This window comes from Janthinobacterium aestuarii (assembly GCF_046113285.1).
Classification (GTDB): Bacteria; Pseudomonadota; Gammaproteobacteria; order Burkholderiales; family Burkholderiaceae_D; genus Janthinobacterium.
The window spans coordinates 3,336,263-3,359,821 of the sequence record NZ_CP142524.1 but is presented as its reverse complement, the minus strand read 5'-3'; the positions used below and the strand labels follow the sequence as shown (position 1 = coordinate 3,359,821).

Genomic DNA, 23,559 nt, shown 5'->3' with positions numbered 1-23,559 from the left:
CGGAGTATGCGATGCAAAAGCCAGACCAGTCCCTTCACGTGAACAAGCCATTCCTGCTGATCTGCCTGTTCACCTTTTCGACCCTGGCGGCCACTTTGATGAATGCGGGCGAGGCGCAGAACGGCGATGCCGCGCCGGCCCCCGTGGCGCGCGAAGCGGGGCATGGCACCTTGCCCGTGTGCCGCAGCGATGCCCTCACGCTGTCGGCCCAGTGCCAGCGCCAGCCCGCGCGCCAGGCTTGACCGCCGCCTTGCTGGCGGCCTGCGCTTGCAAGCGCTGCTGCAGCAAAGCCAGCACGGCCGCTTCCTCCGGCGCCAGCGCCGGCAGTTCTTCCCGTAATTGCTCCTGCGCCCGCGCGCGCATGCCTTCCAATAAACTGCCCTCCAGATACGATTCCAGCACGGCCGGGTGCACATAGCACTTGCGGCAGATCGTCGGCGTGTTGCCCAGTTTTTTCGCCACGGACTCGATCGCCTGCACGATGTTTTTCTTGGCTTGCGCATCGGAATCGACCTGCTCGAACGCCTGCAGGGCCAGCGCGGCCAGCAGGGTGCCGGACCAGGTGCGGAAATCCTTGGCCGTGTAGTCTTCGCCCGTCACCTCGCGCAGATAATCGTTGACGTCGCCCGAATCGACGCCGTGGCGAGCGCCAGCGTCATCGATGTATTGAAACAGTTCCTGGCCCGGCAACTCGCGCATGCGCCGCAGCACCGTGGCCAGCTTGCGGTCGCTCAGGCGGATATCGTGGCGCACGCCGCTCTTGCCCTTGAAGTGAAAGGCCACGGCGCTGCCGTCGACCTGCACGTGGCGCGTGCGCAGGGTGGTCAGGCCGAACGATTTGTTCGTGCGCGCATATTCTTCGTTGCCGATGCGCATCATCGTCAATTCCAGCAGGTGCACGATGGTGGCCAGCACTTTTTCGCGTGGCAAGCCCGGCAGGTGCATGCCGCGCGCGACGGCGGCGCGGATGGCGGGCAGGGCGCGGCCAAAGCTGAGCATGCGCTCATATTTCGCTTCGTCGCGCACCTGGCGCCAGCGCGCATGGTAGCGGTACTGCTTGCGGCCCCGCGCGTCGCGGCCCGTCGCCTGCAAATGGCCATTCGCGTGCCGGCAGATCCACACGTCCGTCCAGGCGGGCGGGATGGCCAGCGCCTTGATGCGCGTCAAGGCGGCGCTATCGCGCACGATCTGGCCGTCCGCGTCGCGGTAGCGGAACTTGCCGGGCTTGCCCGATCGGGCGATGCCGTTCTGATGGTCGCCCGTGTAACGCAGGCCGGCGGCGCGGGCCGTGGTGGTGGCAGATATTTCCATGACGATAGCTTACCTTGCAGGCCGCCCACCCGGCGCGCCATTATGCTAAGGTGCGCATTCGTAACGCCGTGCGCGGCAGACAGGAGCAGCAGATGTTTGGCAGAAAAAAGAATCTGGAAGAAGACCACGCCCCCCAGGCCGACAAGCAGTATGAAAAGAAATACACGGATGACAGCTTCTGGGACAAGGTCGTCAAGTTCGCCAAGACGGCGGGGCGCGAAGTCATCGAAAAAGCCCTGTGGCTGTACTACGCGGCCCAGCAGCCGAACACCCCGCTGTGGGCCAAGACGGCCATTTACGGCGCGCTCGGCTATTTCATTTCACCCATCGATGCGATTCCCGACATTACGCCCGTGGTCGGCTATGCGGATGACCTGGCCGTGCTGGCGGCGGCCGTCGCCACCGTCGCCACCTACATCACGGCCGAGGTCAAGGAACGGGCCGCCGAGAAACTGCGCGGCTGGTTCGGCGCCTAACCGCCGGCAGCGGGCAGACCCGGCTGGCCTTTGACGGCGTTGCGGTACCTGGCCCTGGCTTCAGCCTTCTTCACCGCCTCGGCGGCGATGTTCTGCGCCTTGATGCGGGCTTTTTCACTCTTGCTGCGCTGCTGCGCCACGTCCTTGTTGCCGATGCGGTTCGTCATGCTGGTCTCCTCGTTGATGGTCAAGTTTGACCAGCACAGCATACGTTCTTGCCCAGGCGCTACCGTGCGCCTGTTCACACAAGCGCCATGCCTACCTGGCTGGCGCGCCGCCGGCCCCGTGCGCGAGCAGGCGCAGCACGACTTCTTTCTGGAATGAACGAAACTCCTTGTCGGCGCTGACGTTCGCGAAGGCCAGCACGGCCGTCTTGCGGGCCCGGTCGACGCAGACGACGGACGCGGCCCCCGGGTCGCCGCCGCTGTGCGTGGCCAGCGTCCGGCCGTCGACGTCGCGCAGCAGCCACACCAGCGCTTGCTGCACGGATGAATCGGCGGGCACGACGGGGGCCGCTTGCGGGGCGAAAAACAGTTGCAGCGTCGCGTCTTGCAGGTAGCGGTGGCCATCGACCCGGCCGCCATTGCTGAAAATGGCCAGGAAACGGGCAAAGTCCTGCGCCGAGCTGCGCAGCAGGCCGGCCGGCCAGTCCGGATAGCCGACGGGCGGCAGCGCTTGCAGGCCCGGCTCCTTGTGCGCGTACGGCTGGGCGACGACGGCGCGCCGCGGCAAGCCGGCCAGGTTCCAGGCCGTGCTGTCCATGCCCAGCGGTTCGAACAGGTGCTCGCGCGTGTAGGCGTCGAGCCCATCGGGGTTCAAACGGCCGACCAGATAGCCGAGCAGGGCGATGCCGACATTGCTGTAGCGCCATTCCGTGCCGGGCCGGGCGGCAAACGACACATCCGCGTCATACCAGGCGCCGCCGCGCGACAGATAGCCCTTGACGAAGTCGCGCAGGGGCAAGCGCGGGTCGCCCTGGACGGCAAACGCCGTCGTCTTGTCGTACACGGCGTCGGAAATGCCCGAGGTGTGGCTGAGCAAATGGCGAAAGGTGATGGGCACGTCGGGAAACTTCGGATGCATGAGCGGAAAGTCCAGGTAGGCCGCCACCTTGTCGTCGAGCTGGAAGGCGCCCTGTTCCAGCAGCATCATGACGGCCGTGGCCGTGACGAGTTTGCTGACGGAGGCGACATGGAACACCGTGTTCGCATCGGCCTTCTTGCCGGCCTGGATGTCGGCCCAGCCATAGCCACGCGCGAAGACGGTTTGTTCGCCGCGCACCACGGCCACGCTCATGCCCGGCGTTTCCGTGCGTGCCAGGCCATCGCGCATGAAGCCGTCAAATTCCGTTTCCCACGCCAGCCTGGCCGGATCGGTGGCGCAGCCCGTTTGCAGCAGGGCCAGTGAGACGCCCAGTCCCAGCATGCTTCGTCGTTTCATTGATTCTCTCTTTTGCCATTTTTAATTATCTTAACAATATTTCCGTCCGCCATAGGGGCAATTGACAAATCATTGCTTTGCAGCAATGACAAAGGGGGCGGCGGGTGCTTGTTTGGCCAGTTATTTGCGCCAGTAGCGTTCCAGCAAAGGCTTGACCGTCAGGCCGTGCACGACGATGGAGAGGATGACGACGACGAGGGTGATGTCGGCCAGTTCGCGCGCCAGGCCGCGCGGCAAGCCATGCGCGATGGCATAGCTGAGGTAGTACAGCGAGCCGATGCCGCGCACGCCGAACCAGGCGGCCAGCCCCCGCAGCCGCACGCTGGTGCCGGAAGCCAGCAAGCCGAGCATCACGCTGGCCGGACGCGCCACCAGCAACAGGAACAGCGCCACGCTCCACGCCCGCCAGCTCCAGGCGGCGGCCGTGACGGCGCCGCCCAGCAACAGCACCAGGGTCAGTTCGGACAAGCGTTCCAGATGTTCCTTGAAGACGAGGGCTTCGCCGCTGACGGTCAGCGTCACTTCGCTGTCGTGCGGTTTGGCGGCGGACACGGCATGGGTTTCCTCCGCCTGCAGCAAGCCTTGCCGGTCTTTCGGCGCGCCGGCCAGCCGCAGTTCCGTCTGGCGCAAGGCCACGCCGGCAAAGAAGACGGCCAGGAAGCCCCACGCGTGCAGCCAGGTGGACACGCCATAGACGAGGGCGATCAGACCCAGGGCCGCCAGGTCATCGAGCACTTCATGCTTCGGCTCCTTGGCGCGCAGCTGCCAGCCCAGCCAGGCCAGCAGCGCGCCGCCGGCCGCGCCCAGGGCGATGGCGCCCGCGCTGGCCCAGAGTAAATCGCGCCACAGCCAGGTGGCGCCATGCGGCCCCAGTTCATGCAAGCCCAGCAAGCCCAGGCCCAGCATGACGAAAGGAAAACCGCTGCCATCGTTCATGCCCGCCTCGCTGGTCAGCATGAAGCGCAATTGCTCGCTGTCGCCCGCATGGCGCAGCTGAACGTCGGTGGCCAGCACAGGGTCGGTGGGTGCGAGGATGGCGCCCAGCAGGATGCCCGCGCCCAACGGCAGGTCCAGCAGCAGGCAGGCAAAGGCCGCCACGAGGGCCACGGAAATGGTCATCGACAGCCACGCCAGGCGCAGCGAGGGCAGCCAGCGTGCCAGGCTGAAGGGCACGGGCATTTTGACGCCGGCGGAAAACAGGGAGATGAGGACGGCGATTTCCGTCAGGGTTTCCAGCAGGGGCGCCTGTTGCACCAGGTCGAACGAGAACAGGCCGAGGAACAGGGGGCCCAGCAGCAGGCCCACGCCCAGGTAAGCCATGGCCGAGGTCAATGGCAGGCGCGCGATGCCGTCGGCGCCCAGGCCACGCGCCAGCATCAGGCAACCGATCAGGATGAACCAGGCGGTGGTGCTCATGCTCCTATTCTAGCGGCGCATGGGCCGGGGCAGCGCGCCGCAGGTTTTGTTATGCCTTGTGCAACTGTACCGTATCGTTCTGCGCCTGCATGGCGTGCAGCTCGATGGGGTCGAGCGTGGAGCGCAAGCGGGGCAGGCTGTGCGGATAATTGGTCGTGATAAAGGCCAGCATCTGCTCGCGCACGAGGCAGCGCAATTCAAACGCCGTGCCTGAATCCACCGCGCTGATCAGGAAACGCACGCGCACGGCCCGCTCGTTCGAATCCGTCGCCTGCACGGTGCAGACGCGGCCGTCCCATTGCTTGGCGGATGCGCAGATGCGCGTCAGTTCCGCCCGCAGGGGCTCGATCGGGATGCTGAAATCGAGCCACAGGAACACCGTGCCGAGGATGTCGGAGGAGGTATGCGTCCAGTTCTCGAACGGATTTTCGATGAACCACTGCAGCGGCACGATCAGCCGGCGTTCGTCCCACACGCGCACGACCACGTAGGTGCCCTTGATTTCCTCCACCGTGCCCCATTCGCCATTGACGATCAGCACATCGTCGATGCGGATCGGTTGCGAAAACGCAATTTGCAGCCCTGCAATGAAATTGCCGAGCACGGGCCGGGCGGCAATACCGGCTACCAGGCCCGCCACGCCGGCCGAGGCCAGCAGGCTGGCGCCGATCTGCCGCGCGCCGGGCAAGGTCAGCAGCACGAAGGACACGCCCAGCAGGACGACGATGGCATGCGCGCTGCGCGTGAGCACGCGGGCCTGGGTGATCCGGCGCCGCGCGCGCAGGTTGTCGGCCGCGTCGACGGGATTGATCTGGGAAATCGTGATGCTGAGCGACTCGATGCATTGCATGGCCAGCCAGGTCAGCGCGATGATCAGCGCCACGCTGGCCAGGTGCGACATGGCGACGAGGCCCGGCGTGTCGTCGGGCGCGCTGGCCAGCACCATGCGCAGGCCGAAGACGATCAGGCACAGCTGGCTGGCGCGGAACGCTACGCGCGCCACGTTGCTGGCCAGCGCGTGGCCCTGGGCCAGTCTTTTCAGCAAGCCGATGCCGGCCCGGTGCACGCCGATGGCGACCACCGTGACGAGCAGGGCGGAAACGAGCACGGTCAGCGCCGAGCGCAGCGGGCCTCCCATCAGCGAGTGAAACGTGCTGAGATCCATAGGCGAAAACTCCTTATTGATAAGTGAAATGGATGTCGGAAGCGGGTATTTTACGGGCAGATGACGTCGCGGGGGCGTGCGTTGCCGTACGGATAAGACTTCGGTCAAGGTGGATACTGGAAGAAATTGCTGCGCTGCGCCATGCCACGTTGACGTTTCAATACGGAAAGCAAGCGGGCGTCGCCGCATTGGAAACATAGCCATACTTGCCATGCTTTTTGTTTTTGCAAAGGAAACCGATGATAGTACGATCACTCCGAATGTCCTTGCGCTTCATCCTGCCACTTGCCCTTGTGCTGGGACTGTTTGCCTATATCGTGGTACCGCTGCTCGATAACATTACCCTGCGCTGGTATGTGCGCGACCTCGACAGTCGGGCAGAATTGCTCGCTGGAACCCTCCGCCCCTCGCTCACCGAATACCTGCCCGCACAAGACGCCACGCGCATCGGCGAACTGTTCCAGGGCGCCACGCGCGACGAACGCCTGATCGCCATCGGCTTTTGCGACAACGGGGGCCACTTGCTGTACCAGTCCGCGCAATACCCGGCCTCGATCGGCTGCTGGAGCACGCCATCGACGGGCGGCCTGTACAAATCCCTGGCGCAATTGCCGCAAGGGCAAGTCCACCTGAGCGAAACGCCCGTCATGCAGGATGCATCGCAGCTGGGCCGTTTGGTGCTGGTGCAGGACATGAGCTTTGTCGAGCGCCGCAATACCGATACCAAGCGCTTCATCTTTGCCTTCCTGGCCGTGCTGGCCGTGCTCATTTCCCTGATGACCGTGTTCGTTGCCCACCTGAGCTGGCGCGGCTGGCTGTCGGCCGTGAAGGATATTTTACGGGGCGAGTTGCTGCCGAAAAGCAATGGCGCAGTGGCCGCCGCCACGGCGCCCGCCGCCGCGCCCGCGCCGCCGCCGGAAATGCAGCCGCTGATCGGCGACTTGCGCGAATTGCTGCAGGAATACCATCTGGAACGCCAGGGCGATAACGGCTGGTCGTCCGACTGGACGCCGGACAAGCTGCGCGCGCTGCTGGAAGCGGACTTGCAGGGCGACCAGGTGCTCGTCGTGTCGAACCGCGAACCGTATATCCACACGAAAGCCGATGACGGCAGCGGCGATATCCGCGTGCAGCGCCCGGCCAGCGGCCTGGTGACGGCCGTGGAAGCCGTGATGCGCGCGTGCTCCGGCACATGGATCGCGCATGGCGCCGGTTCCGCCGACCGCGAGACGGTCGACAAGCTCGACCACGTGCCCGTGCCGCCCGATAATCCCAGCTATACCTTGCGCCGCGTGTGGCTGACGGAAGAGGAAGAGCAGGGCTACTATTATGGTTTCGCCAATGAGGGCATGTGGCCGCTGTGCCATATCGCCCACGTGCGTCCCGTGTTCCGCTCGTCCGACTGGGAGCAGTACGTCAAAGTCAACCGCCGCTTCGCCGATGCCGTGATCGCCGAGGCGAAGACGGACAACCCCGTCGTGCTGGTGCAGGATTATCACTTCGCCTTGCTGCCGCGCATGGTGCGCGAAGCCTTGCCGAAGGCGACGATTATTACTTTCTGGCATATCCCCTGGCCGAACTCCGAATCGTTCGGCATTTGCCCATGGCGCGAGGAAATCCTCGATGGCTTGCTGGGCAGCACGATCCTGGGTTTCCATACGCCATTCCACCGCAAGAATTTCCTCGAAACGGTGGACCGCTATCTGGAAACCCGCATCGAGCCGGAAGCGTCGACCATTTCGTATGGCGGCGAGATGACGCAGGTCGAGGATTACCCGATCTCGATCGCCTGGCCCGAGGATGATCCGGCGCAGCCCGACGTGGCCGCGTGCCGCGCGCAAATCCGTGCCGAGCTGGGCGTGGCGCCTGACCACTTGCTGGGCATCGGCGTGGACCGCCTTGACTATACGAAAGGCATCGTCGAGCGCTTCCAGGCCGTCGAGCGCATGCTGGAGCAGCAGCCCGGCATGGTGGGCAATTTTACGTTCGTGCAGATCGCAGCCCCCAGCCGCGCTTCGCTTGACGAATATCAAAGTTTCGATGCGCGCGTGCGCAAGATGGTCGAGCGCATCAACCGCCGCTTCGGCAGCGGCGACTATGTGCCCATCCTGCTGAAAGCGGAACACCATGGCCAGGACGATCTGCAGCGCTATTTCCGGGCCTCGGAAGTGTGCATGGTGACAAGCTTGCATGACGGCATGAATTTGGTGGCCAAGGAATTCATCGCCGCGCGCGACGACGAACTGGGCGTGCTGGTGCTGTCGCAATTCACGGGCGCCGCGCGCGAGCTGCATGAAGCGCTGATCATCAACCCGTACCACATCGAGCAGGGCGCCGAGGCCCTGTACCGCGCCCTCGTGATGCCGCCCGTGGAACAGCGCGAGCGCATGAAAAGCATGCGGGCGAGAGTCAAACATTTCAACGTCTACCGCTGGGCCGGGCGCATGCTGCTGGACGCGGCCCGCTTGCGCCAGCGCGACAAGGTCATGACCAAGATCGACGCCCACAGCCGCATCAAGCGGCGCAAGGGGATGTGATGGCCGATCTCCCTGACGATAGCGCAGCCCTGTTGCAGCTGCTGAGTGAGCCCGGAACAGCCGTCTTCCTCGACTTCGACGGCACCCTGGTCGACCTGGCGCCCACGCCCGACGGCGTGCGCGTGGCGCCCGGCGTCATCGAAGCGCTGGCGCTGCTGGCCGAGCGCCATGGCGGCGCGCTGGCCCTCATTTCCGGCCGTCCCGTGGCGCAGATCGACGCCATGCTGGCGCCCCTGGTCTTGCCTGTTGCCGGCGTGCACGGCGTGGAGCGGCGCGGCGCCGATGGCCAGTTGCACGTGGCCGCCACGCCCGACGTGGCGCCCGTGCTGGCGCGCGCGCAATCGCTGGCGGCGATTCACCCCGGCTTGTTGGTGGAACGGAAGCGGGGAGCCGTGGCCCTGCATTATCGGCTGGCACCCCACCTCGAGCAATTGTGCCTGCAGGAAATGACGGCCGCCGTGCAAGCGTGCCCGGGGATATTGCTGTTGCATGGCAAAATGGTCCTGGAAGCCAAGCCGGCCGCCACCGACAAGGGCGGTGCCATCGCCGCCTTCATGCAGGAAAGCCCATTCGCCGGCCGCCGGCCCGTGTTCGCGGGCGACGACACCACCGACGAGGCAGGCTTTGCCTTTGTACAACAAGCAGGCGGGCAGGGCGTCAAAGTGGGCAGCGGCCCCAGCGCCGCCACCTTGCGCCTGGCCAGCCCCGGCGCCTTGCGCACTGCGCTGCTGGCCGCTGCCGTATCCCCGACATCGAAGGAGTAGCCCATGACGACATCCCATGACACCCGCGCCAGCCAACCGTCCGCGCAAGCGTCCCTGAATTGCGGCGTGGTAGGCAATTGCGCCTTCAACGCCCTGATCGACCAGGCGGGGCAGGTCGTCTGGTCTTGCCTGCCCCGTTTCGACGGCGATCCCGTCTTCAACCGCTTGCTGGACGACACGGAAAACGGCAGCGTGTGGGCCATCGACATCGAGGACTTTGCGCGCAGCGAGCAATTCTACGAGCCAAACACGGCCGTACTGCGCACGCGGCTGTACGACACGCAGGGGCGCGGCGTGGAAATCACGGATTTCGCGCCCCGTTTCCTCAGCCGCGACCGCATGTTCCGCCCGCTGATGCTGATCCGCCGCGTCCGGCCGCTCGACCACGCCGTGCGCATCCGCGTACGGCTGCGCCCCCGTTACGACTGGGGCCGGCTGGCGCCGCAGATCACGCAGGGCAGCCACCACATCCGCTACGTGGGACCGGAACAGACCTTGCGCCTGAACACCGATGTGTCGCTCAATTATGTGCTGAGCGAAACGTATTTCGTGCTGGGCGGCACGGCCAACTTCCTGCTGGGCCCCGATGAAACCCTGGCCGGCGGCATCGACGAGACGGCGCGCATCTTCGAAAAGGAAACCATCAACTATTGGCGCACCTACACGCGCCGCCTGGCCGTGCCGCTGGAATGGCAGGACGTGGTCATCCGCGCCGCCATCACCTTGAAACTATCTTTATATGAAGACACGGGCGCCATCATCGCCGCCATGACCACCAGCATCCCCGAAGCGCCGGGCAGCAGCCGCAACTGGGATTACCGCTATTGCTGGCTGCGCGATGCCTTCTTCGTCGTGCGGGCATTGAACAGCCTGTCGGAAGTGGGCACGATGGAAGAGTATTTGCGCTGGCTGACGAATATCGTCGCCCGCTCGAAAGGCGGCCACATCCAGCCCCTGTACGGCATCGGTCTGGAAGAGCAGCTGCCCGAATCGATACTCGACCACTTGCCCGGCTACCGGGGCAACGGCCCCGTGCGCGTGGGCAACCAGGCGCAGGAACACTTCCAGCACGACGTCTACGGCAACATTGTATTAGGGGCGGCGCAGGCCTTCCTCGACCACCGATTGTTCCACCGCGCCGGCAAGGCCGAGTTTGCCGCGCTGGAAGCCGTGGGCGACCAGGCCTTCCGATTGCATGCGGAACCGGACGCGGGCATGTGGGAGCTGCGCACGCGCGCCCGCGTCCACACTTCATCCATGCTGATGAGCTGGGCCGCCTGCGACCGCCTGGCAAAGGTCGCCCATAAACTGGGCTTGCCGGACCGCGCCGATCACTGGAACAGCCGCGCCGTGCTGATCCGCGAGAGATTACTGCGCGAAGCGTGGAGCGAGGAACGCCAGGCGTTTGCCGAAAGCCTGGGCGGGCGCGACCTCGACGCTTCCGTCCTGCTGATGGCGGAAGTCAACTTCATCGACCCCATGGACCCCCGTTTCATCGCCACCGTCGACGCGCTGGAAGCGTCGCTGTGCGACGGCCCCTACATGCGCCGCTACGAAGCCCCCGACGACTTCGGCAAACCGGAAACGGCCTTCAACATCTGCACCTTCTGGCGCATCGACGCCCTGGCGCGCATCGGCAGGAAAGACGAGGCGCGCAAGATCTTCGAAACCATGCTGCTGGCGCGCAACCACCTGGGCCTGCTGTCGGAAGACACGCACCCGGTGACGGGAGAGATGTGGGGGAACTTTCCGCAAACGTATTCGATGGTGGGCTTGATTAACTGTGCCGTGCGGTTGTCGGCGCCTTGGGATAGTGCTATTTAAGTGCGGGCCTGGATCGTGGACCTGAGAGTTGTCCACGGCTGCGTTGCTTGGGCTTGCCGTACATTCGTACTGTCTGCGCCCGAGCGCCTTGCCTAGGCATTTTTCATGCCCGCTGGGCCCGAGGTGCCCGGGCTGGAGACCCGGGCCTTGGTTTGATTTGCCATTGTTTAGATATTAAGTCAAAGTTTTGGGTAAAGCAGGCTCCCTGCGCCCATACAACCTGCACTCCGCCGCCAGCGCCAGCAAATTCGGGTCGCGCTCGCGGCTGCTCTGCATCAGCAGGGTGATTTGTTGGTGCGAGCCGTAGCGCGCGTCGAGGGGCAGCAGTTCGATGCGCGAGCTGAAGGCGCGTACGCGGCCGGGCAGCAGGCTGTAGCCGATGCCGCCGCTCACTAAGTTGATCAGGGAGAAGATGTCGCCCACCCGCATGGCCGTGTCGGGCACGAATCCCGCCAGCTCAAACGCGTGGTTGAAGCTTTGCGAGGTGACGAAGCCTTCGTTGAGGGTGACGAATTTGTCGTCGCGCAACTGTTGCAAGTCCACCGATGCCGCCCCCGCATAGGGCGAGGCGAGCGGCGCGGCCAGGTAGACGTCGTCCTGGAACAGAGGCACGGCCACCAGCCCCGCATGCTGTTCGTCTTCCTGCACGCCGATGATGATGGCGTCCAGCCGGCCATCGGCCAGGCTTTGCAGCAGGTCGCGGTTCGAACCCAGGGTCAGGTCGATGTCCAGGCCCGGCCGGCGCAGTTTCAGGGCGATTACCAGCTGCGGGATGCAGTGCAGGGTCAATGAATACAGCGAACCGATCTTCAGGCGCACGGGGTTGATGCCCGACATTTCGCGCACCTTGCGCACGCCTTCCTCGCATTCGGCCAGCGCGCGCCGCGCCGATTCGGCAAAGGTATAGGCCGTATGCAGCGGGATCAGGCTGCGGCCCTCGCGCTTGAACAGGGGGCAGCGCAAGCCGTCTTCCAGCGAGTGCAGGGCGCGGTGCACGCTGACGGTGCTCTGGCCCAGCGCATCGGCAACGCGTGCCAGGTTGTTCAATTCCATGAAGCTGAGAAATACTTCCAGCTTTTTCAGGGTAATTTCTTCGTTGATGGCCATGACTAGCCTCTCTCAAGGGAGTTCATTAACTTCAGAGTAATGAACATGGTAGCAGGTTGATTGTCGCGCTGGCGCTTTCGTTTTATCGTCTGGACTCGATAGCTCATTCCGGAGGCATGATGTCAACCGCCACAGCAGCGCCAGCGCAGCGGCAAAAACAATGGGACACGCGGCGCACCGAGAAACGCCGCCGCCTCGACGCCGTGCGCCAGTACGCGAACGGCCCCGTGCTGCAACCGGGCGACATGGTCGCCGTGCTCGAAGCGCTGCTCGCGCCGGGCGACCGCGTCGTCCTTGAAGGCAATAACCAGAAGCAGGCCGATTTCCTCGCCCGGATGTTGACCCAGGTCAACCCCGACAAGATCAATCACCTGCACCTGATCATGCCCAGCGTCAGCCTGCCCGAACACCTGGACCTGTTCGAACGGGGCATCGCCCGCAAGCTGGACTTTTCCTTCGCCGGCACGCAAAGCCTGCGCATCGCCCAGTTCCTGCAGGACGGTTTGCTGGAAGTGGGCGCCATCCATACGTATATCGAGCTGTATGCGCGCCTGTTCGTCGACCTCACGCCCAACGTTGTCATGGTGGCCGGCTACATGGCCGACCGCCAGGGCAATCTGTACACGGGCCCCAGCACGGAGGACACGCCCACCCTGGTCGAATCGGCCGCCTTCCGCGACGGCATCGTCATCGCCCAGGTGAACCAGATCGTGGACGACGTCAGCGACTTGCCCCGGGTCGACGTGCCCGGCTCGTGGATCGATTTCGTGGTGCAGTCCGATAAACCGTTCTTCATCGAGCCTTTGTTTACCCGCGATCCGCGCGTGATCAAGCCCGTGCACGTGCTGATGGCCATGATGGCGATCCGCGGCGTGTATGAAAAACACCAGGTGCAGTCGCTCAATCACGGCATCGGCTTCAATACGGCCGCCATCGAGCTGATTTTGCCCACGTATGGCGAGCAGCTGGGCTTGAAGGGCAAGATTTGCCGCAACTGGGTGCTCAACCCGCATCCTACCCTGATCCCCGCCATCGAAACGGGCTGGGTCGAGAGCGTGCACTGCTTCGGCGCGGAACTGGGCATGGAAGGCTATGCGGCCGCGCGGCCCGACGTGTTTTTCACGGGCCGCGACGGCTCGATGCGCTCGAATCGCGCCCTGTGCCAGCTGGCGGGCCAGTACGCGGTCGACCTGTTCATCGGCGCGACTTTGCAGATGGATGGCTTGGGCAATTCGTCAACCGTCACCAACGGCCGGCTGGCGGGCTTCGGCGGTGCGCCCAATATGGGCCACGACCCGCACGGGCGGCGCCACCCGACGCCAGCCTGGCTGGACCTGATCGAGACGGACGACCCGCTGGCGCGCGGCAAGAAACTGGTGGTGCAGATGGTCGAAACGTTCCAGGACGGCGGCCAGCCGACGATCGTCGAATCGCTCGACGCCGTGGCCGTGGGCCAGGCCAGCGGCATGCCGCTGGCGCCCGTGATGATCTATGGCGACGACGTCACCCACGTGCTGACGGAGGAAGGCATCGCCTACCTGTACAAGGCCCGTTCGCTAGACGAGCGCAAGGCCATGCTGGCGGCGGTCGCCGGCGTGACGCCGATCGGCCTGCGCCACGCCCCGAAGACCACGGCGGCATTGCGCGCCGACGGCCTGATCGCGCTGCCCGAGGATATCGGCGTGCAGCGCGGCGCGGCGAACCGCTCGCTGCTGGCGGCGAAAAGCATCGCCGACCTGGTCGAGTGGTCGGACGGCCTGTATCAACCCCCCGCCAAATTCAGGAGCTGGTAATGAGCACGATGATGACGACGATGACAATGACGCCGGTGCGGGAACGCGCCGCCGCGCTGGGACGGCAGGTGCTGCAGGCGCTGCTCGACGAAGCGACCCTGACGCCGAAACCGGGCCTGGTCGATTTGCGCAGCCGGGGCGCGCACACGGACTTGAACTGGGCCCTGATGTGCCATTCGGCCTGCGTGCTGGAACCCGTGTTTGCCGCCATGGCCCAAGCGGCTTGGGAAAGCGACGATGACGATGGCCTGCGCCAGCGCATCGGCGCCCTCGGCCGCGAAGGCGAAGCGCTGATGCTGGCGGCCACGGGCGGCGTGAACACGCACCGGGGCGCCATCTGGGCGCTGGGCCTGCTGGCGACGGTGGCGGCGCAGCAGGGCGCGCGCGGCGCGTCGCTGGCGCCGCACGCCGTGGCGGCGCGGGCCGGCGCGCTGGCCCGTTTGCACGATCGTGGCGCGCCTGGCGCCACCGGCAACAAGGGCGAGCTGGCGTGCCGCCAGTACCAGGTGGACGGGGCGCGGGGCCAGGCCCGCGCCGGCTTTCCCCTCGTGACGGGTGCCGGACTGGCGCAGCTGCGCGCCTCGCGGGCGCGCGGCGACAACGAGACGACAGCGCGCCTGAATGCCTTGCTGGCGATTATCAGCCAGCTGGACGACACCTGCGTGCTGTCGCGCGGGGGCGAGGCGGCCTTGCTGGACCTGCAGGCGGGAGCGGCGCGGGTGCTGGCGGCCGGCGGCGCGGCTACCAATGCCGGAACGCAGGCGCTGCTGGCGCTGGAAGCGGCGGCGCTGGCGCGCGGCGTGTCGCCGGGCGGCGCGGCCGATCTGCTGGCGGCGACCCTGTTCCTGGACAGATTACAAGAAGGAGAAGCGCATGGAGACGCGTGACTATACATTCCCCGCCGGGCAGCCGGCATCGGGGCGCGCGCTGGCCGGCGTCGTCGGTTCGGGCGACCTGGAAGTGCTGCTGCAGCCCGCCGACGATGGCGTGACCCGCATCGTCGTCAACACGTCCGTCGACGGCAAGGGCGCCGTCTGGGACGCGCTCTTGCTGCGCGTGTTCGGCGGCGAGCTGCTGCCGGCGGCACGCATTGTCATCAACGACTGCGGCGCCACGCCGGGCGTCGTGCGCATGCGCATCGAGCAGGCCTACGAAGAATTGCAAGCGGGGAGGGCGGCATGAGTACATTACAACAACTGCTTGAGCGCGACAGCTTCATCGAACGGGGGGCGCGCAGCCGTGCCAAAGCCCTGCTGGATGCGGGCAGCATGCGCGAACTGCTCGACCCGTTCTGCGGCATCGCGTCGCCGTGGCTGCCGCAGCAGGGCGTGACGGCCCAGGCGGACGACGGCGTGGTGGTGGCCAAGGGCCTGTTCGACGGCCAGCCGGCCGTGGTGCTGGCCATCGAAGGCGCCTACCAGGGCGGCAGCATGGGCGAGGTGGGCGGCGCGAAGATTGCCGGCGCGCTGGAACTGGCGGCGCGCGACAACCGCCAGGGCGTACCGACGCGCGCCGTGATCCTGTTCGAGACGGGCGGCGTGCGCCTGCAGGAAGCCAACCTGGGCCTGGCGGCGATTGCCGACATCCATGCCGCCATCGTCGACCTGCGCCGCTACCAGCCCGTCATCGGCATCACGGCCGGCACGGTGGGCTGCTACGGCGGCATGTCGATCGCGGCGGGCTTGTGCAGCTATTTAGTAGTGACGCGTGAAGCGCGACTGGGTCTCAATGGCCCCGCCGTGATCGAGCAGGAGGCGGGCGTGGACGAATTCGACTCGCGCAGCAAGCCATTTATATGGAGCCTGACGGGCGGCGAACAGCGTTTTAAGAGCGGCCTGGCCGACGCCTATGTGGAAGACGATACGGCGCAGATGCGCGCCATGGTGGCCGAGCTGTTCGCGCGCGGCGTGCCGGCCCGGCACCGCAGCGACCAGGCGGAAAGCTACCTGGCGCGCCTGGCCGATGTCGACGCGGCCGTGCAAGCCACGCCGGAAGCCGTGCGTTTGATCTACAGCAAAGGAGCCGCAGCATGAACGCCATCACCGACACGAGCCGCGGCGCCGTCTGGCTGGCGGCCCTGACGCACAACGCTGCGCCCCTGCCTGATTATCCACCGTCCGTGCGCGTGGTCGATGCGCCGCTGGCCGGCGCACCGGCGCGCTATCTGGCCGTGCTGCCCGACCCGGACAACCGTTTTACGCGCGCCCGCACGGGTGAAATCGGCCTGGTCGAGGCGTGGCAGCTGGCGCGCGCCGTGCAGCAGGTGGTTGTTGAAGACCGCGACCTGGCCGTCAAGCGGCCGTTTGTTGCCGTCATCGACGTGGCCAGCCAGGCGTATGGCCGGCGCGAAGAGGCGTACGGCATCCACCAGGCGCTGGCCGGCGCGGCGGGGGCTTACGCCGAGGCGCGCCTGGCCGGCCATCCCGTCATCGGCCTGATCGTCGGCAAGGCCATGTCGGGCGCGTTCCTGGCGCACGGCTACCAGTCCAACCGCCTGATCGCGCTCGACGATCCGCAAGTGATGGTGCATGCGATGGGCAAGGCCTCGGCCGCGCGCATCACCTTGCGCACGGTGGCAGCGCTCGAAGCGCTGGCCGCGACGATTCCACCGATGGCTTATGACGTCAAGAATTACGCGACCCTGGGCCTGCTGTGGCAAACCTTGCAGGTGGCGCAGCCCGACCATCCTTCGGCGCAGGACACGGCTGCCGTCGACGCCTGCCTGCAGGCGGCGCTGGCCGACATCCGCGCCGATCCGGAAAGGGACCTTTCCAGCCGCCTGGGCGCGCCGCATCGCCAGGCGTCGGCAAAAGTCAGGGAGGTGCTACGGCAGCAGTGGTAAGTGAAATAACAGAGAAGACACCAAGTCATTCCTATTCCAATAACGGAGACAATCATGATCATTTACGGAACCGCACTGCTGGCCCTGTGCCATTTGCTCGGCATCTTCCTGGGCGACCTGCTCGGGCAGCTGATGGGCGTCAAGACCAACGTGGGCGGCGTGGGCATCGCCATGCTGCTGCTGATCTGCGCCCGGTTCTACATGCAGCGCCGATCCTGGCTGCCGCAGATGACGGAGCGGGGCGTCGAATACTGGGGCGCCATGTATATTCCCGTGGTGGTGGCGATGGCGGCCCAGCAGGATGTGGTGGCGGCCCTGCGCGGCGGCCCAGTGGCCGTCCTCGCCGCCATCGGTTCCGTGCTCGTTTGCGGCGCCGTGATCTCGCTGATGAACCGGATGGAAACCGCGCGCATGGAAAACCCGGCCGCCGCCGAAGCGGAGTCGATGTTGGTCAAGGAGCACCGTCATGCTTGAACTCTTTGAAAAAGCGGCCATCCACAATGGCCTGGTGACGGCCTTCGCCTTTGTCGGCCTGATCATGCTGGTCTCGATGGCGCTGTCGAAATACCTGACCTTCGGCCGCGTGCACGGCTCGGCCATCGCCATCGTGATCGGCCTGGGGCTCGCTTACTGGGGCGGCGTGCATAGCGGCGGCCACAAGGGCCTGGCCGATTTGTCGCTGTTCGGCGGCATCGGCCTGATGGGCGGCGCCATGCTGCGCGACTTCGCCATCGTCGCCACCGCCTTCGAAGTGCAGGCGACCGAGGCGCGCAAGGCGGGCCTGATCGGCCTCGTGGCGCTGCTGCTGGGCGTGGTGCTGCCGTTTCTCGTCGGCGCCGGCGTCGCTTACGCGTTTGGCTATTCGGACGCCGTCAGCATGACCACCATCGGCGCCGGCGCCGTCACCTACATCGTCGGCCCCGTCACGGGCGCGGCCATCGGCGCCAGCTCGGACGTCATGGCCCTCAGTATCGCGGCAGGCCTCATCAAGGCCATCCTCGTGATGGTGGGCACGCCCGTCGCGGCGCGCTTCCTGCGTCTGAAAACGCCCCGTTCGGCGATGGTCTTCGGCGGCCTGGCCGGTACCGTCAGCGGCGTGTCGGCGGGCCTGGCCGCCACCGACCGCAAACTGGTGCCGTATGGCGCGCTGGTGGCCACGTTTCACACGGGCCTGGGCTGTCTGCTGGGGCCTTCGCTGCTGTTCTTCGCCGTCAAGGCGGTGGTGGCCTGATGGACGGCTGGCGCGCGCATGATTTGCTGTGGGTGTCCGGCATGCCGGACGGTGCATCCTTGCCTGCCTGGCTTGATGCCGCGTGGCTGGCCGCCGCGCCGCTGGTGGTGCGGCGCGCCAGCTGCGCGCCCGGGCGCATTCCCGTGGGCGTGCGCGGCCTGCTGCGCAGCGAGCGGCAGGCGTGCGAAGTGGACGCTGCCGCCGTCGTGCGCCGCGTAACGCCTGAAACGGTGGGGAGGATGCCGCTGCCTGATTTTTCCTGCGCCGCGCTGGACGCATTGCGGCTGGTGGCGCCCCTGCTCGGCGCCACGGGCTGGGCCTGGGGCCCGACGGGCGGCGTGGGTTTCGCCCTGGCCAGCGGCTTGCCCGTGCTGCGCGCCGACAGCGATCTCGATCTCGTGCTGCGCATCGGCGCGCCGCCGGACGCCGCCCAGGCCGAGGCCTTGCGCGCCATCGCCGCCAAGGTCACGGCGTGCCGGCTGGACCTGCAGATCGACACGGGCCATGGCGGCTTTGCGTATGCCGAGTGGGCGGCGGACCGGGGCCGGGTCTTGCTGAAGACGGATCGCGGTCCCGTGCTGACGGCTACGCCATGGGAGCTTGCATGAGCGTATTGTTTACCTTTCCCGGCCAGGGCGCCCAGACTCCGGGCATGCTGCACGCGCTGCCCGACGACGCGGCGGTGGCCGATACCCTGGCCGAAGCGGCGGCCGTGCTGGGTTGCGATCCCTTGACGCTGGATACGGCTTGCGCGCTGGCGTCGACGCGGGCCGTGCAACTGTGCCTGCTGATCGCGGGCGTGGCCATGGCGCGCTCCCTGGCCGCGCGCGGCGCGCTGCCCGACATGGTGGCCGGCTTTTCCATTGGCGAGTATGCGGCCGCCGTCGTCGCCGGCGCGCTCGATTACGGCGATGCCGTGCGCCTGGTGGCGCGGCGCGGACAGTTGATGGAGCAGGCGTATCCCACCGGTTACGGCATGGCGGCCATCATCGGCCTGGATCCGGCGCAACTCGAACCCTTGCTGGCCCGGGTGCATGGCGCCGCCACGCCCGTGTATATCGCCAACCTGAATGCGCCGCGCCAGATCGCCATTGCCGGCAGCGAGCCTGCCTTGGAGGCCGTGATGGCGCAGGCCCTCGCGCACGGCGCCGGCAAGGCCAAGCGCCTGGCCGTCAGCGTGCCGTCGCATTGTCCGCTGCTGGAAGGCGCCGCCGCCGAAATGGCCGCCGCCTTCGAGGGCGTGTTTGTCCGCCGCCCATCGCTCGTCTACCTGAGCAGCAGTGCGGCGCGCGCGCTGTTCGACCCGGCCCGCATCCGCGACAGCCTGGCCGCCAACATGGCCCAGCGCGTGCAATGGGCCGCCACGGCGCGCCTGGCGTGGGAACGGGGCGCCCGGCTGGCGCTGGAAATGCCCCCGGGCAGCGTGCTGACGCGCCTGACGGCGCCCGACTTCACGGATGGCGTGGCCGTCTGCTGCGACGGCAACCGGGGCGACAGCCTGCTGGCGCTGGTGGGGCGGGAGCGCAACGGCAGCGTGCCTTAAAGCCTGGCGCTCAGGCCAACTTGGAAGCCACGGCCCGGCAAGGGCGCGATGTATTTCAGCGGGGAATTGTGCGGCCTGGCATCGACATCGAGCAGGTTGCTGCCGCTGATGAACACCTCGACGCTGGCAAACGGCGAATCCCGCACCTGCAGTGCGCGGCTTACCTGGAAGTTCACCATGGTGTAGCCGTCGAGCGGCACTTCCTCGCTGACGCTCTTGCCCAGGTACTTTTGCTTGTCGTAGCGGGTGCCTGACAACCGCGTCTTCCAGCCCTGGTTTTCCCACTGCAGATTGGCGCCGTAGCGGTTGGTGGGCATGTTGGGCAGGTAGGCGCCGTCATTGTGCGCGCGCAGCTTGTCGGGATTGTCCGCCTTGTTCTTGACCAGGTCGGCAAATGCGGAGAGGTTCAGCTTGCCGTAGGCGCCGAGTTGAACGGTCTGTGAGGCATCGATCTCGAATCCCCGGACCGTCGTATCGGTCTGCTTCCAGTATTTTAATGGCAGGCGATTGGCCATCTGGGCGCCCGAATGGCCAAGGTAGAGATAGTTCTCGTATTTCATGACGTAGCCCGTCGCGGACAGCTGGAAGCCGCGATTGGCAAACAAACCGGTCAGTTCCGTATTCCTCGCGCGCTCGGCCTTCAAGTTCTGGTTGCCTTCTTCCTGGGTCATGATCGAATAGTGGCGGTTGCTCGCATACAACTCATTGACGTCGGGCGCTCTTTCCGACGCCGAGTAGCGCAGCTTTGCGCCGAACAGCTGGCCAAGCCTGGTTGAAGCGCCCAGGCTATAGCTGTTCAGGCTGAACGACTTGTCGTCGAGTTTGGAGTTGCTTGCATTCCGCGACGTCCTGAATCCGCTCTTGCGGATGTCATGCGCCACGTTTTCATGGCGAAAGCCCGCATCGAAGGTGGCCCAGTCGAATTCCAGGTTTTGCTTGACGAACAGGGCGCGGCTGAGCGTGCTTGCGTCGGGCAGGTACAGCTGCGTCCCGCTGCCGGTGATATCCCTGGCCTTGTAGCTGAGGCCAAGCAAGCCGCTCAAGGGACCGGCGCGCCGCTGCGCCAGCAGGAGCTCGGCTTGATTCGTGTCAAACCGGTAGTCATTCGCCTTGGCGGCACCGAGGCGTTCTCCCGACGTATTGTTCAGGCGGGACACGCGCAGTTGTGCGCTTTCAATGTAAGCGACGGGGTCGCGCAGATGCGCTTCCAGCGCATATTTATCCTGCTTGATGATCACGCCGACGGGCAGCCCCTCGTCATAGTTCGCCCCGAACGACTTGTTTTCCATGGAAAAGCCCGGCACGCCATATTCGCTTTCCTTCGCATCGAGGCTGACGGCCACGTAGCCGCGATCGAAAAAGTAGGTGCTGCCGACGCCAAAGTGGGCATTGCTGGCGTGGCTGTTGCCCAGGGTGCCGTGGTAATCGGGCGTCACGTCCTTGTTGATCTTGTTCTGGGTCATCGATGGCGTGCCCGGCACGTAGGCGGGGTTGGCCGGATTGACGTAGGTCTTGCGTTGCCAGACGGAGGTCGGCTGATTGGTATAGAAGGAAAAATCGCCGTCCGCCCAGTCCGGATTTTCCTTCATGAACTGGTCGATAAACGGCTGCGACGCCTTGTTGTAGACTTGCTGGATCCGCGCTTCCTTCTGGCAACTGTCGGCCAGAAAGGTATTCACGCCGCCCTTCGCGGGGAACAGCTGGCTGTTGCACACGCCTGCCTTGCTGTTGCCGGGAATATCGTAATGGCCGATCTTCTGGAATGACAGCTGCAGATTCGTCGAAAAGCGCTGCCCGTCGTTGAAGTTCGCGCGCAAGCCTTGCGCGTTCGCATCATTGAAGCCCTTGCGCAGCACCAGTTCCACATCCTTCCGCGTGCTCTCCATCTTGCGGGAAACGAGGCCGGAATCGACGTCGACGCTGCCGCCGATCGCATTGCCGCCGAAACGCACGCTATCGGATGATTTGTTGACGGTGACGCTGCGCGCAAACAGGGGATCGAACGGGATGTCGATGTCGCCGCTGAGCGCATTCATGCCGAGGATGGACTGGCCGTCTTCGAGGATCTGCACGCGGCTGCCGCTCAGGCTGCGGATCACCGGTGCGCCCGCATTCGGCCCGAAGGCGCTGCTTTGCACGCCCGAGACATGCTCGAGCATGCCGCCCAGCGTCCTGTTCTGGGCTTGCGTATTCTCGACCAGAACGACGCTGTCGATGTTTGAAGGCTTGTCTGCCCGGACCTTGATGGTTTGCAGGGTGACGTCGTCTGCCGCATAAGCGAGTGGGGCGGTGGACAGCATGGCAGCTGCGAATACGTGATGGCGCATGGATCTCTCTAAAAAGGCGGAATGGGGTGCTGGCGCGGGATGCAGGCGCAGCGCGATGGTATAGATGCAATCGAGTTGCAATAATAGCCGGCACGCCATGCTAATGCAAGTAAACTGCATTTGAGGGTTTGGGATGTCTGGCGCACGGCAAGCGCGCAGCGCAGACGGCCGGCATGTGCCGGCGACTGTGGTGCAAAGTGCTGAGGTGCGAGGGGCGTTGCGCGTTGCACATGATCGTGCCGGTGGCAATGCGTGCGGCGCAGGCTGAGTCAGTCCGCCTGCGCCCTATGGGGCGCTACTTGAGGCGGGTGTCAGCGGCTTTTCGCCTGCAGCCGGCGCGCGCGGCGCTTTCTTTCCCAGATGACGATGCCCGTCACGGACAGCATGGCGACCATCAGCCCCATGCAGGACATCAAAATACGCCCCGGCAAGCCGAGGATGCGGCCCGAGTGGAGGGGAAATTGCAGTTGCACGAAGACGTCGGCGGCCGTGCCTTCCCAGGGTTTGTGCTGGCCGATGATGCTGCCGTCCATGCCGTCGACGTACAGGTTCGACAAGCCCATGCCGGCCGTGCCGAACTCGTCGGCCGGGTCGAAGAACGAGACGTTGTAGAACGAATAATTGCCGCCATAATAAATGCCGCCGATGGGCGCCGTGATGCCGCGCTGCACGGCTTGCTTTTTCGCAATGTCCACCGCCTGCTCGAAGCCGATCACGGGCGTGATGTAACTGCCGTACGGCGCCGGCGTCTGCGTTTCATACGGTCCCGGCGTGGTGGTGGAGACGAGCGACATGACGGGGTAAAACACTTCGCGGTACAGGTTCAGCGAGAACGACGTGAACGCGACGACGATGATGACGGCCCACACCCACAGGCCGCCCGCGCGGTGCAGATCGAAATTGAGCTTGTAGCCGCCGGCCGCCCAGCGCACCACCCACGACGGTTTCCAGCGTTGCCACCAGCTGGCGGCGTCGCGGTGGCGCGGCGCTTCGTCCGGGGCGCGCTGGCGCAAACGGCGCGGCGTGGTCAGATACAAGGCCACCATGCTGTCGAGCAGCCAGATGAGGGCCACGCTCCCCATCAGCCAGTAACCCCAGCGGTCCGTGCCCCAGAAGGCGGGCACGTGCAGGCTGTAGTGCAGATGGCGCAAGAACGGCATCAGGCTGCGGCGCGACAGGGAAATGGCCGTCGAATCGCGCGTGCCCGTGATCTGCGCCGTGACGGGGTCGATGTAGACGGTGTTGTAGCCGAGCACGAACGGTTTGCCCGTGGCCGTATCGGTCAATGGGCGCACCATGAAGGCGGCCGCATGGCCTTCTTCCAGGCCCAGGGTCATGTAATTGACTTCCACGCGCGGGTCGGCGGCGGCCACCTTGTGCGCCAGCGCAAACGGCGCCTGCAGGGGGCCGCGGCCCGGGGTGTCCATGATGTCGGCGTTGAGCCATTCATCGAGTTCGTGGTCCCACGACGTGACGGCGCCCGTGAGTCCCGCGACGATGAGGAAGAGGGCGATGGTCAGGCCGGCCCAGCGGTGTATGACAGTCCAGAAAGCGCGCATGCGGTACAAACCTTCAACATGAAACCGGCTTGTTGCCGCCAGCAGGCGCCAGAGCGGCGCACAGGAAAACGCCAGGCATACGCCTGGTAGTTTGATAATGGGAATCGTTCTCATTATCCGCCGTAGCCAGGCGTTTGTCCAGCGCCAATGGTGTTGCCCAAGGTCAAATCGCGCATGTTAAGATGCTAGCAATAAATTAATTTACATTCCACATGGAAATATCC

The 23,559-nt window shown here is 65.6% G+C and carries 22 protein-coding genes; 14 read left to right on the top strand and 8 right to left on the bottom strand.

Going from position 1 to position 23,559, the window contains the following annotated elements; translation table 11 throughout:
- Positions 1–11 precede the first annotated feature (11 nt).
- Positions 12–242, top strand: coding sequence for a hypothetical protein (locus tag OX462_RS15170; RefSeq protein ID WP_139143618.1), 231 nt, complete (start codon positions 12–14; stop codon positions 240–242).
- Here the strand turns inward: OX462_RS15170 and OX462_RS15165 are convergent.
- The gene (locus tag OX462_RS15165) at positions 196–1,311 is read right to left on the bottom strand and encodes a DNA topoisomerase IB (RefSeq protein ID WP_409026452.1); all 1,116 of its coding nucleotides are present in this window, start codon (positions 1,309–1,311) and stop codon (positions 196–198) included. The two genes, OX462_RS15170 and OX462_RS15165, sit on opposite strands and share 47 nt — an antisense overlap.
- A 92-nt stretch (positions 1,312–1,403) precedes the next feature.
- On the opposite strand from OX462_RS15165, the gene OX462_RS15160 reads away from it, so the two are divergent.
- Positions 1,404–1,787, top strand: coding sequence for a YkvA family protein (locus OX462_RS15160; RefSeq protein ID WP_046685558.1), 384 nt, complete (start codon positions 1,404–1,406; stop codon positions 1,785–1,787).
- Here the strand turns inward: OX462_RS15160 and OX462_RS15155 are convergent.
- The 4 genes from OX462_RS15155 to OX462_RS15140 form a co-directional block, all read right to left on the bottom strand.
- Positions 1,784–1,954, bottom strand: coding sequence for a hypothetical protein (locus OX462_RS15155; protein WP_162995635.1), 171 nt, complete (start codon positions 1,952–1,954; stop codon positions 1,784–1,786). The genes OX462_RS15160 and OX462_RS15155 overlap by 4 nt on opposite strands.
- Before the next feature lie 91 nt (positions 1,955–2,045).
- Complete coding sequence (locus tag OX462_RS15150) at positions 2,046–3,227, bottom strand: serine hydrolase domain-containing protein (RefSeq protein WP_409026451.1); 1,182 nt, start codon at positions 3,225–3,227, stop codon at positions 2,046–2,048.
- 120 nt (positions 3,228–3,347) lie between these two features.
- A complete protein-coding gene (locus OX462_RS15145; RefSeq protein ID WP_230506021.1) occupies positions 3,348–4,643 on the bottom strand; it encodes a cation:proton antiporter domain-containing protein in 1,296 nt (431 codons plus the stop codon).
- Positions 4,644–4,692: 49 nt separating this feature from the next.
- Positions 4,693–5,808, bottom strand: a complete 1,116-nt coding sequence (locus tag OX462_RS15140; RefSeq protein ID WP_409026450.1) for a mechanosensitive ion channel family protein — start codon at positions 5,806–5,808, stop codon at positions 4,693–4,695.
- Positions 5,809–6,068: 260 nt separating this feature from the next.
- Here OX462_RS15140 and OX462_RS15135 point away from each other — a divergent pair, with 260 nt between their 5' ends.
- The 3 genes from OX462_RS15135 to OX462_RS15125 are packed head-to-tail and all read left to right on the top strand — an operon-like array spanning position 6,069 to position 10,933.
- The gene (locus OX462_RS15135; RefSeq protein WP_409026449.1) at positions 6,069–8,345 is read left to right on the top strand and encodes an alpha,alpha-trehalose-phosphate synthase (UDP-forming); all 2,277 of its coding nucleotides are present in this window, start codon (positions 6,069–6,071) and stop codon (positions 8,343–8,345) included.
- Positions 8,345–9,109: a trehalose-phosphatase gene (gene otsB / locus OX462_RS15130; RefSeq protein WP_409026448.1), complete on the top strand. Its 765-nt coding sequence runs from the start codon at positions 8,345–8,347 to the stop codon at positions 9,107–9,109. The genes OX462_RS15135 and otsB overlap by 1 nt, the downstream gene beginning before the upstream one ends.
- Positions 9,110–9,112: 3 nt before the next feature.
- Positions 9,113–10,933, top strand: a complete 1,821-nt coding sequence (locus OX462_RS15125) for a glycoside hydrolase family 15 protein (RefSeq protein ID WP_409026447.1) — start codon at positions 9,113–9,115, stop codon at positions 10,931–10,933.
- Positions 10,934–11,107: 174 nt separating this feature from the next.
- On the opposite strand, the gene OX462_RS15120 is transcribed toward OX462_RS15125, so the two are convergent.
- Complete coding sequence (locus tag OX462_RS15120; protein WP_409026446.1) at positions 11,108–12,040, bottom strand: LysR family transcriptional regulator; 933 nt, start codon at positions 12,038–12,040, stop codon at positions 11,108–11,110.
- Positions 12,041–12,156: 116 nt separating this feature from the next.
- Here OX462_RS15120 and mdcA point away from each other — a divergent pair, with 116 nt between their 5' ends.
- The 9 genes from mdcA to mdcH are packed head-to-tail and all read left to right on the top strand — an operon-like array spanning position 12,157 to position 19,449.
- The gene (gene mdcA, locus OX462_RS15115; RefSeq protein ID WP_409026445.1) at positions 12,157–13,833 is read left to right on the top strand and encodes a malonate decarboxylase subunit alpha; all 1,677 of its coding nucleotides are present in this window, start codon (positions 12,157–12,159) and stop codon (positions 13,831–13,833) included.
- Positions 13,833–14,720 (top strand): triphosphoribosyl-dephospho-CoA synthase, encoded by an 888-nt coding sequence (locus tag OX462_RS15110; RefSeq protein ID WP_409026444.1) that lies wholly within the window; start codon positions 13,833–13,835, stop codon positions 14,718–14,720. The genes mdcA and OX462_RS15110 overlap by 1 nt, the downstream gene beginning before the upstream one ends.
- Positions 14,707–15,015 (top strand): malonate decarboxylase subunit delta, encoded by a 309-nt coding sequence (locus OX462_RS15105; protein WP_409026443.1) that lies wholly within the window; start codon positions 14,707–14,709, stop codon positions 15,013–15,015. The genes OX462_RS15110 and OX462_RS15105 overlap by 14 nt, the downstream gene beginning before the upstream one ends.
- Positions 15,012–15,866: a biotin-independent malonate decarboxylase subunit beta gene (locus OX462_RS15100; RefSeq protein WP_409026442.1), complete on the top strand. Its 855-nt coding sequence runs from the start codon at positions 15,012–15,014 to the stop codon at positions 15,864–15,866. Before OX462_RS15105 ends, OX462_RS15100 begins: the two co-directional genes overlap by 4 nt.
- Positions 15,863–16,675 (top strand): biotin-independent malonate decarboxylase subunit gamma, encoded by an 813-nt coding sequence (gene mdcE, locus OX462_RS15095; RefSeq protein WP_121669304.1) that lies wholly within the window; start codon positions 15,863–15,865, stop codon positions 16,673–16,675. The genes OX462_RS15100 and mdcE overlap by 4 nt, the downstream gene beginning before the upstream one ends.
- Before the next feature lie 54 nt (positions 16,676–16,729).
- On the top strand, positions 16,730–17,149 hold the full coding sequence (gene madL / locus OX462_RS15090) for a malonate transporter subunit MadL (protein WP_409026441.1): 420 nt from the start codon (positions 16,730–16,732) through the stop codon (positions 17,147–17,149).
- The gene (gene madM / locus OX462_RS15085; RefSeq protein WP_070311222.1) at positions 17,142–17,906 is read left to right on the top strand and encodes a malonate transporter subunit MadM; all 765 of its coding nucleotides are present in this window, start codon (positions 17,142–17,144) and stop codon (positions 17,904–17,906) included. The genes madL and madM overlap by 8 nt, the downstream gene beginning before the upstream one ends.
- Positions 17,906–18,514: a malonate decarboxylase holo-ACP synthase gene (locus OX462_RS15080; protein ID WP_409026440.1), complete on the top strand. Its 609-nt coding sequence runs from the start codon at positions 17,906–17,908 to the stop codon at positions 18,512–18,514. The genes madM and OX462_RS15080 overlap by 1 nt, the downstream gene beginning before the upstream one ends.
- Positions 18,511–19,449 carry a malonate decarboxylase subunit epsilon gene (gene mdcH / locus OX462_RS15075; protein WP_409026439.1) on the top strand — a complete coding sequence of 313 codons (939 nt, stop codon included), beginning with the start codon at positions 18,511–18,513 and terminating at the stop codon, positions 19,447–19,449. The genes OX462_RS15080 and mdcH overlap by 4 nt, the downstream gene beginning before the upstream one ends.
- Here the strand turns inward: mdcH and OX462_RS15070 are convergent.
- Both OX462_RS15070 and OX462_RS15065 read right to left on the bottom strand, forming a co-directional pair.
- Entirely contained in the window at positions 19,446–21,776 is a 2,331-nt protein-coding gene (locus tag OX462_RS15070) for a TonB-dependent receptor (RefSeq protein WP_409026438.1), read from the bottom strand. The two genes, mdcH and OX462_RS15070, sit on opposite strands and share 4 nt — an antisense overlap.
- A 311-nt stretch (positions 21,777–22,087) precedes the next feature.
- On the bottom strand, positions 22,088–23,335 hold the full coding sequence (locus tag OX462_RS15065; protein ID WP_070288526.1) for a PepSY-associated TM helix domain-containing protein: 1,248 nt from the start codon (positions 23,333–23,335) through the stop codon (positions 22,088–22,090).
- Positions 23,336–23,559: the final 224 nt, after the last annotated feature.